The organism is Paenibacillus lupini, from assembly GCF_011761355.1.
GTDB lineage: Bacteria > Bacillota > Bacilli > Paenibacillales > Paenibacillaceae > Pristimantibacillus > Pristimantibacillus lupini.
Genome location: NZ_JAASRW010000001.1, coordinates 1,172,762 through 1,179,866 on the forward strand (window position 1 = coordinate 1,172,762; position 7,105 = coordinate 1,179,866).

Sequence of the window (7,105 nt, forward strand, 5' to 3'; positions counted from 1 at the left end):
GGATTTCACAAAGAAAGCACGGAGGACCGAATTCGTCTCCCTTAAGGGCTATGGCTATCGGTCTCCACACCTTGGACAGGTATACGAAGGAATGTAAGGGCATTGACCCATTGAGTTGTGGGAGGGTGAACCTCCAAGGATTGTGTGGGGTATGCGTGCAGTAGAGACAGTCTGGGGAATATTTTCTGGACATGATCCAAGGTGACGAAATCCTGCGAATGAGTGAGTATATGTGAGATAAACCATTAAAAACGAGGGACGGAGAACATTAGCTCAACAAATACACTACGGCAGCTCACACATGATGAGCTGCCGTTTTCTCAACAAAGGGCAGGATAGTGGAATAAAAAGGGGGAAATGTTTAGAGGCTATCGAATTAATCAATCAAGAGTAAAACGAATAGTAGGAGGCGATTATGTTGAATGAGTCTGTTTTAGATTTTTATGATGGCCTAGCTGAAGATTACCATCTTATTTTCGCTGATTGGCATAATGCTGCTTCTTGGCAAGGTGAGGTTTTAAGCAAATTCATTCATTCAAAATACCCGAGTCTTAGTAAAGAGGGGGCCACGCTTTTAGACTGTTCCTGTGGTATTGGTACACAAGCAATAGGGTTGGCTAATCACGGATTTAAAGTAACGGGTACTGATTTAAGTCCAGTATCAATAGAAAGAGCAACAAAAGAGGCAGAGTCTCTAGGAGTTGAAATCAACTTTGGGGTAGCTGATTTCCGTTCATTAGAAAGAGATGTTTCCGGAGTTTATGATGTTGTTCTTTCCGCTGATAATGCAGTCCCACACCTTTTGACAGATGAAGATTTATGCCTGGCTGTAAGCAACATGTATTCAAAAATCAGAAATGATGGCATGCTTCTCATAACAATAAGGGATTATAATGAGTTGATAAAAGACAAACCTAGAGCTACAGAGCCGCGTATTTTCGAAAAGGGCAATCGAATTGTATTTCAGGTTTGGGATTGGGCAGATGACGCGAAAACTTATCAGATAAATCATTTTTTATTACAAGAAATTAATGGACAATGGATAACAAAGCATAACAAATCGAGATATAGAGTTTTATTAAGAGAGGAATTTACCCATATGTTGAGTGCGGCTGGGTTCTCAGATATCGAATGGTCTATGCCCTCAGAAACAGGTTATTACCAGCCTGTTGTAACTGCTCGAAAAAAAGTGTAGTTTGAGCTAACTGGGAACGTTAATTCAAAACCCATTCAGGAGCAGTTCGCCACCACGGCAGCCTGCTCTTTTTGTCATTAAGCTGTTGGGCAGGATATTTCCAATATCTGTATAATTAAGTATTGAGGTAGCTGTTACTCCTAAGAGGAGGTTTTTGAAATGACGGAAAGAAACGGATGGGACGGGACCGAAGAATCAAGAAGGATAATTGAGACTTTGTTGGATTGGCTGCCATCTCGGACGATTGCCGTCTCGGATAGCTCCCTCGAAATGATTCAGTCTCCTCACTCAGACTCATAAATTCGCAGAATTTCACGCCTGTGGTTAGTATGAAGAAGGGACTATAAATTCACTTGACATGGAAAAATTTATAATTTATGATTAGCTCAACGAACGTTTAGTGAAAGAAAGAAGGGGGATTGTTGTCATCACTGGTAGAAAGACGAACCGCGATCTCTTGGCGGAAGAGAGGAGACAGCAGATCCTCGATATCGCTAGGCGGCTTTTCGCGGAGAAGGGGTTTCATGCGACTTCCATGCGAGAATTGAATAAAGAGATTGGCATGGCCGAGGCGCTGACGTATCATTATTTTCCTGGCGGCAAGCAGGAAATTTTACAGGCTGTATTGCAAAATGCACAAGAAAAGCGGATGGCCAACATTCTTACGTCGTTTGCAAGTACATTTCGTAATGATGTGCCACTGCGGGAAGTGTTGCTGAATGCGATTCACGGCTTCAACGAGCGGTTTATGAACGACAAGGAATACTTTCAGATTTTGATCCGTGAACGTAACATGATGGAGAACGAGCAATTGGAATGGTTAAATCGTATGGCTGAACAGCCCTCAGATGCATTAATCAGTTTTTTGAAGAGGCGTGCGGAACTTGGCGAGATCCGTCAGATGGATTTTGAAATGGCGTCGTCTCAGCTAATCTCTCATGCGGCGATCGGTGCCTTCCAATATATTTTATTTGGCAAAGAACGAAATTCTGCACAGCTGGAGCGAATGGTCGACTTCTATGTCAAGATGTGGTCCGTATAGGGCCCGTTCTTTTTTGTTCATTTAACTCAACGAACGTTCAGTTAGTTAAATTTCTAATAGACACTTTTCCTGCGATCGTCATTATGTCAAGGGTTTGCGTTAATGTAAAATTCTCACCCAGTAAAGCCTGAATATATTCAGTTCATATACCAATAACATTGGAGGAAAACACTATGAAAAAACAAAAATATCCTGTATTGATCGTTGGCGGAGGATTGGTCGGTTTATCAACAGCCTTGTTTTTAAGTCATCACAACATTGCTTATTGCGTGATTGAGCGGCATCATGGAACATCTATTCATCCCAAAGCACGTGGGATCAATACACGGTCGATGGAGTTGTTTCGCCCTTTTCAGATCGAAGAGCAGATTCGTACAGCAGGTGCAGCCTTAAGCAAAGGTGGCGGTGGACTGCTCGAAGCAAATACATTACTTGAAGCAGATTTCTCAACCATGAAAGACTTGATTCAACAGCTTGTCGCTGTAAATGAACAACTTAGCCCGACGCGTGGTAGTTTTACGACCCAAGATTTAATGGAACCAATCTTATTGCAGGCGATTCAAGAACGTCAAGCGGATGTCCAATTTAATAGGGAATTGGTTTCATTTACTCAGGATGAACAAGGGGTTACAGCAGTCATCCAGAATCGTGTAACAGGCATTCGCGAAACGATCCACGCGCAATATTTGATCGCAGCCGATGGTGCCAATAGTCGGATTCGCCAAGTATTAGGGATCCAAATGAACGGACGCGGAACGCTTAGCTATAATATGAACTTGTATTTTCGGGCTAATTTGAAACCATATGTCGAGGGTCGCGAGTTTAGCATTTGTAATATTAATCATCCAGAGGCGACAGGGACGTTGGTATCGATAAATAATGACAATCTTTGGACCTTCCATGTGACTTTCGATCCGACCAAGGGAGAAAGCTTGAGTGATTTCCCTAATAAACGCTGTATTCAGTTGATCCGTAAGGCAGTGGGTAATCCTGAGCTCGATGTGGAGATGATCAGTGTCCTTCCTTGGGAAGCTGCGGTAAAGGTGGCAGATCAGTTTCAAGTCGGTCGTACCTTTTTAGTCGGGGATGCGGCGCATCTCATGCCACCTACTGGAGGATTTGGCGGAAACTCAGGGATTGCAGATGGACATAATTTAGCTTGGAAATTAGCTGCTGTTCTAAAAGGCATGGCCGCGCCTGAGCTCTTAAGCACGTATGAGATCGAACGAAAAGCAGTTTCTCACTTTACCACCGAACAAGCTGGTCTGATCGCGAATACAGGACAGCTTAATATGGTTAGTAAAAAAGAGAGCAAAGCTCCCGTTACTAATAATAATCATGTCATTATGCGGTACCAATATCGTTCATCAGCAGTTATCGCCGAGCACTTTGATTCAGAGAGCAGCTTATCACCTTATGTCGAACAGCTTGATGGAAAACCTGGTACACGTGCTCCCCATCTCTGGTTAGAACGAAATGGACACCCCATTTCCACCATTGATATTTTCAACAAAAACTTTGTCCTTTTAGCTGATGAATACAGCACATGGATCCATACAGCACAATATGTGGCTGCTGATTTTAACAACCTAACAATCGATATATTCACCATTGGTCCGACAGGAAGCTTACAAGATCCTGAAAACCGGTGGCACAAAATCTATCGGATCCCAGCAGGTGGAGCCGTACTCATCCGCCCAGACGGTTTTGTCGCTTGGCGCTCTGGGCAGGTAGAAAATTCAATTGAGACATTGTCATCCGTGATGAAACAACTGTTATCTTTAGAAAAATAATAATTAGATTTGAGTGGTCAGGGGTAGTTTATTGCAACGGCAGGCGTGTTGCGGAGGCCCTGGGGGATAACACGGATATGTTCATGATTGTTGTGAACGAAGGAACGGTAGGGAAAATTAGAGTGAGCCGGGAAGAGGGCAAGCGTGGATTTATGGATTTGCCATTCTGCCAGAATACCAAGGCAAAGGAATAGGCAGAAAAGTGTTGCGCCGAGTCATTAATGAGCAAAGCTCGGCCGGATACTCTTTACACTTAGATGTCGAAACGAAAAACGATCATGCTCTAGGGTTATATGAATCAGTTGGATTCAAAGCAGTACATGCACAAGATTACTATACGTATCAACCAAGTTTCTCAAATTGAATGTTCGATTGCGTAAACGAGAACGATAGTTAAGAGCGATCCAGGAGCAGTTTGCCGCCGCGGCAGCAACTGTGGGAGGACAAGAACATAGAAACATTAGAATCCGCGTATTCCGCGGTTTTTTTATTTTATGGATACAACTTTGTGTCCTTTCTAAAAGACAAGAAGTTGTATAGCTTTCCTATAAAGGACACAAAGAAGATAACCTCTCCACAGTTGTTCAACGATACAAATTAATGGTCTATTTATTATTATACATTATATCTTTATGTCCCAAAATTCGACTTTCAGTACATGTTTATATAGAAGTAAATAATGTTACAAAATTCACTCAAAAACTTTTGGCTGCCTAAGTAGAAACAATTGGCAGATCTGAACGAGCTTTTTGAGCATACGGAGCGCGCTGTAGTAGAGTCTTAATGTCCTTCGTCTCAAATAGCTTGATTCAATAAATTATTAGGAAAACATTCAAGACAATATTCCTGCCGCGGCCATCGATCAATAGACATGAACTCGAGCACCTGCTCGTACACTGTAATAATGAGCTTGTTCGATGACAGCTTGCCGTGGAGGTGTAAATGATGAAAATTAAGTCCGGCGGATTCGAAGCAGTGTATCACGGCCGCGTACTGGCCTATGGGATGAATCCGATCGAAATTGTATTGTCGGAAGAGAGCGATCCGCTGACATTCGTGTTTTGTATTGAACACGAATCGGAACGAGACGACTTCATGACGGATATTCGGCTGGTCCGTTACAACGAAGTCCGCATCGCCTGCGTTAATTTTCCGCGAGGCAAGCCGATCGGTAATCAAGATATGATTCAGCTCGGCGTGTTGAACAACCGCAAACTATCGTTGCGTTATGAAGTGACTATTAATTACGATGCGACGTCTTGGGCGTTGGCCTTTACTTTCTTTGCAGGAGAGGGGGTCGTGCCGGTATGAACAAGATCGAAATTCAGGACCCGAAGGTAGCCAGTAAGATCATCGCCGCGAACGCGGAGAACGACAAGCGCAAAGCAGAGCTCGGCTTTCTTGGCAAATTCTTTGGTTCAGGCGAGAACGTGCGCTTGTATATCGTCGGTACGATCACGCTCGGGGTGCTTCTCATCGCGCTGGTCTATACACTGATCCCCGACCAATATCGTTCTCCCGACTTCGGTTTAAAGGAAATGTGGACGCTCGTGGTACTTCCTGTTGAATCGACAATAATCGGTTACTTGATAGGATCGAGGTCGAAAGAAAACGGAGGCTAGTCATGCATATTTGCGAGGGGCTCTTAGTGATTAAGCTGTTCAAGGCTATTTACAATATTGTAATCGTACTTTTATAGATATTACGGAATCTGTTAATTGTGTGATACTATTTGCAGGGAGATTTATAAACCCTGCCTTTTTGTGTTGATATTCATCAGATAATGTTGTCGAACGACAAGAACATATATACAACGAAAGTTGCATAATCTGTGGCTTTTTATTTTATGTATAGAAGTTCTTGTCGTGAGCTCAAGATAAGAACTTCTATACCAAGCCGTATTAGAACAAGAACTTCTATACCAAGCCGGTTGCCCAAAATGTACAACTAGTTATTAAGCTCCCTCGAAATGATTCAATTTCCTCACTCAGACTCATGAATTCGCAGGATTTCATCCTATAGTTAAATTGAAGAAAAGGATGAGGGAAGAGCCGGTGGCTAGAAGATTGGCGAATGGGCATGAGGAAATAAGGGTACATTGAAATTACCCATATTGTTCCATTATGTGCACGTCTCCACTTCGCCTTAGCGATTATCGCTCCCATGTCTCAACGGGTCATAGCCCTTTCATTCCTTCGTCACATCTTAACTAAGGGGTGGAGGTCGGTCTTTCTAACGGAACGGGTCATAGCCCTTTTGCGTAACGCATCCCGATACTCCGTGCTTCTTGTTATCCTGCGAATGCTTGAGTCGGTGAGGTAGAATCAACTTTTATGCTGCCTGTGGGAAAACTCTGGTTGAATCATAGGCTTCGTTGCTTTTCGCAAGACCGACAAGCATACGCGCCACTTTACCACATAATTTCATGATAGATTTCATTTTCTTAAGTTTCTTTTTCTTTACGTTGTAATGATGTAAAGCTTGAACCTCTGGATTCGTCATTACCATACACATCGTCATAAGATAGAGGAAATGCCTTAGTCGAGGGCGACCGCGTTTGCTTAAGACCATCTTTCCTTTCCATTTCCCTGAGCTTGCTTCGGCTATATTTAATCCAGCATGTCGCAACAGGGCATTTCCGTGCGCATAACCGCTGAGATCACCGGCTTCACCGAGAATACCAGCAAGACTTGTTACACTGACACCTTGTATTTCAAGCAGTTTTTGTGCATATGGAATACGCTTGAGAATGAGCTGGAGTTCATCCTTAATCTTTTCAAGCTGGCGCTGCGCCAGGTCGTATTCTTCGAGCAAGTGCTGAAGATGAAGCTTGTAAGCATGGAGTGCCTGAGTAGTGCCGACGCTGCATTTAGCGAGTGCAATGAGCAGATCCGCTCGTTTAATCCCAGCATGACGCTTCATAAATTGCTTCCACCCGGAAATGACTTGCTCCCTCGTTAACCGACGGGCTTCACTCGGCAAGGGAAAGAGTCTGAGCGTTGCAATTGCACTGGCGCAGGTAAGGATTTTAAAAACTTGACGAAGTTCGGGAAAGACAATGTCTACCCAACGATG

Annotated in this window: 7 protein-coding genes; 6 read left to right on the top strand and 1 reads right to left on the bottom strand. The window is 43.4% G+C overall.

The genetic code is table 11. The features are described 5' to 3' along the window. The first annotated feature begins 415 nt into the window (after nucleotides 1–415). From FHS17_RS05825 to FHS17_RS05850, 6 genes are all read left to right on the top strand, one after another. Nucleotides 416–1,195: a class I SAM-dependent methyltransferase gene (locus FHS17_RS05825; protein ID WP_243865179.1), complete on the top strand. Its 780-nt coding sequence runs from the start codon at nucleotides 416–418 to the stop codon at nucleotides 1,193–1,195. A gap of 400 nt (nucleotides 1,196–1,595) precedes the next feature. Continuing rightward, nucleotides 1,596–2,237 carry a TetR family transcriptional regulator gene (locus FHS17_RS05830; protein WP_167276202.1) on the top strand — a complete coding sequence of 214 codons (642 nt, stop codon included), beginning with the start codon at nucleotides 1,596–1,598 and terminating at the stop codon, nucleotides 2,235–2,237. Between the two features lie 173 nt (nucleotides 2,238–2,410). Continuing rightward, entirely contained in the window at nucleotides 2,411–4,030 is a 1,620-nt protein-coding gene (locus FHS17_RS05835) for an FAD-dependent monooxygenase (RefSeq protein ID WP_167276207.1), read from the top strand. Between the two features lie 190 nt (nucleotides 4,031–4,220). Then, nucleotides 4,221–4,394, top strand: coding sequence for a GNAT family N-acetyltransferase (locus tag FHS17_RS05840; RefSeq protein WP_341805779.1), 174 nt, complete (start codon nucleotides 4,221–4,223; stop codon nucleotides 4,392–4,394). Between the two features lie 578 nt (nucleotides 4,395–4,972). Beyond that, the gene (locus FHS17_RS05845; RefSeq protein ID WP_167276211.1) at nucleotides 4,973–5,341 is read left to right on the top strand and encodes a DUF6864 domain-containing function; all 369 of its coding nucleotides are present in this window, start codon (nucleotides 4,973–4,975) and stop codon (nucleotides 5,339–5,341) included. Further along, nucleotides 5,338–5,652 carry a hypothetical protein gene (locus FHS17_RS05850; RefSeq protein ID WP_167276215.1) on the top strand — a complete coding sequence of 105 codons (315 nt, stop codon included), beginning with the start codon at nucleotides 5,338–5,340 and terminating at the stop codon, nucleotides 5,650–5,652. The genes FHS17_RS05845 and FHS17_RS05850 overlap by 4 nt, the downstream gene beginning before the upstream one ends. 709 nt (nucleotides 5,653–6,361) lie before the next feature. Here the strand turns inward: FHS17_RS05850 and FHS17_RS05855 are convergent. After that, the coding region (locus tag FHS17_RS05855; RefSeq protein WP_167276219.1) for a transposase at nucleotides 6,362–7,105 on the bottom strand (744 nt) is incomplete at its 5' end.

Bases quoted from the DNA above. Each gene is read 5' to 3' on its own strand.
- FHS17_RS05845 (WP_167276211.1), top strand. From the start codon at position 4,973: ATGATGAAAATTAAGTCCGGCGGATTCGAAGCAGTGTATCACGGCCGC.
- FHS17_RS05835 (WP_167276207.1), top strand. From the start codon at position 2,411: ATGAAAAAACAAAAATATCCTGTATTGATCGTTGGCGGAGGATTGGTC.
- FHS17_RS05850 (WP_167276215.1), top strand. From the start codon at position 5,338: ATGAACAAGATCGAAATTCAGGACCCGAAGGTAGCCAGTAAGATCATC.
- FHS17_RS05825 (WP_243865179.1), top strand. From the start codon at position 416: ATGTTGAATGAGTCTGTTTTAGATTTTTATGATGGCCTAGCTGAAGAT.